Origin of the sequence: Dietzia sp. E1 (assembly GCF_014145015.1) — a bacterium.
Lineage (GTDB): Bacteria > Actinomycetota > Actinomycetes > Mycobacteriales > Mycobacteriaceae > Dietzia > Dietzia cinnamea_A.
The window spans coordinates 1-1,743 of sequence record NZ_JAALDU010000424.1 but is presented as its reverse complement, the minus strand read 5'-3'; the positions used below and the strand labels follow the sequence as shown (position 1 = coordinate 1,743).

Below are 1,743 nucleotides of genomic sequence, written 5' to 3'. Positions count from 1 at the left end.
GGTCGGTCGGGACCTCCCCCGGCACCGCGACCGCCACCAGCTCGACCGACCTCGCCTCGCGGAGGTGACGCGCCAGCGCCGCACCCGCGCGGCGATGCCCCAGCCCGTGGTCCACGGCGCCCGACCACCCCGCACGCGGCGCCGACCCGTCGACCTCCACCTCCAGCGCGGCACGCCCGTCACGGACGGTCACGCGGACCTCCCGCACCAGGCCGCGCGTCATCCGGCCGGCCTCCGGACGACGCACGACGACGGGCCGCGCGCTCGCGGGGACATCGCCGGACGCGACACGGACCGCGGGCAGGGGACGGCTGGGGACATCGGACATCGGCGGAACCTTCCGGTGACATGAGTCGGCGCACCCGCCACGAGGGTCGGATGCGCCGGCATCGGTGGGACGATCGATCAAGAGGTGGCCTGCGTCAGCTCCTCGCCGAGCGACTTGGCCTCATCGGGGGTCAGTTCGACGACCAGTCGACCGCCGCCCTCGAGAGGGACGCGCATGACGATCCCGCGGCCCTCCTTGGCCGCCTCCATCGGTCCGTCACCGGTCCTGGGCTTCATAGCCGCCATCAGGTCGATTCCCTTCGTCCTAGTCCGCGGGGCGCGCCCTGCCGGGCGCCCGTGCCCACGATCGGTACTGCTCCAGTGGATACAACAGATTCTAGCGCGTCCGGCCCGACTCGGACGTCGTAGCAGACCGACCGTCCGCACCATCCGCCCCGACGGGCGCCCCGACGGGCGCGCCGTCAGACGCCGCGTCAGACGCCGCGTCACCGACGGCGGTCTCCCCCAGCCGCGCCCGCAACTGGTCGATCTCCAGCGCGGCCTGCTCCAGTGTCCAGTCGACCTCGGCCATCGTGTACCCGCGCGCGGACACCCCGAGGCGCACCGCCCGGATGTCGTCCCCGGACAGCGGGCCCTGCGGCAGACGGGTGACGGTATGACCCGCTTCGACGGGGGGCAGCAGCTCCGAGCGCCCGAACACCAGCAGCGACAGCGCGAACAGGCCCGCGGCCACGATCAGCGTCACGACCACGTAGACGACGATGGTGAGCATCGCGCTCCCCTCCTGTAGTGACGACCGCCGCGCCCAGTCTCCCACACGGCTCAGGCCAGACCGCGTACCGTCCGCGCAGGTCGGCGGGTGCCCACGATCGACGCGACCATCTCCAGCGCGCGCAACGCGCCCGGCACGTCGTGCGTGCGGAACACCCGCGCGCCGAGGTAGGCGGCGACCGACGTGGCCGCCAGCGTGCCCTCCGCGCGGTCGTCGACACCGGCGTCCAAGGTCTCGCCGATGAAGTCCTTGTTGCTCAGCGCCATGAGCACCGGGTGGCCCACCGCCACTATCTCGTCCATCCGCCTGAGCAGCTCGAGTCCGTGGAAGGTGTTCTTGCCGAAATCATGCGTCGGGTCGATGAGGACACCGTCGGCCGGCACCCCGGCGGCCAGCGCGCGCTCGGCCGCGGACGTGAGCTCCTCGACGACGTCACGGACCACGTCGGCGTACCCCACGCGGAACGGGCGCGTCCGCGGCACCGCGCCACCGGTGTGCGAGCACACGAAACCCGCGCCGGCCTCCCCGGCCGCGGTGAGCACCCCGGGGTCGTGGCCCGCCCACGTGTCGTTGACCAGGTCCGCCCCGGCCGCGAGCGCGCGCCGCGCCACCTCACCGCGCCACGTGTCCACCGAGATGAGCACGTCCGGGTGCCGCCCGCGCACCGCCTCGACGAACGGCAC

The 1,743-nt window shown here is 73.6% G+C and carries 3 protein-coding genes and 1 pseudogene; all 4 read right to left on the bottom strand.

Annotated features, from left to right (window positions below; genetic code table 11):
• Positions 1 to 328: pseudogene (locus tag G6030_RS13380) on the bottom strand (leucyl aminopeptidase); the annotation flags it as partial.
• Positions 329 to 405: 77 nt separating this feature from the next.
• Positions 406 to 573, bottom strand: coding sequence for a DUF3117 domain-containing protein (locus G6030_RS13375; RefSeq protein ID WP_007629831.1), 168 nt, complete (start codon positions 571 to 573; stop codon positions 406 to 408).
• A 91-nt stretch (positions 574 to 664) separates the two neighbouring features.
• Entirely contained in the window at positions 665 to 1,060 is a 396-nt protein-coding gene (locus G6030_RS13370; protein ID WP_063972058.1) for a DivIVA domain-containing protein, read from the bottom strand.
• Between the two features lie 50 nt (positions 1,061 to 1,110).
• A partial coding sequence (folP, locus tag G6030_RS13365; RefSeq protein WP_187701823.1) for a dihydropteroate synthase occupies positions 1,111 to 1,743 on the bottom strand: 633 nt, incomplete at its 5' end.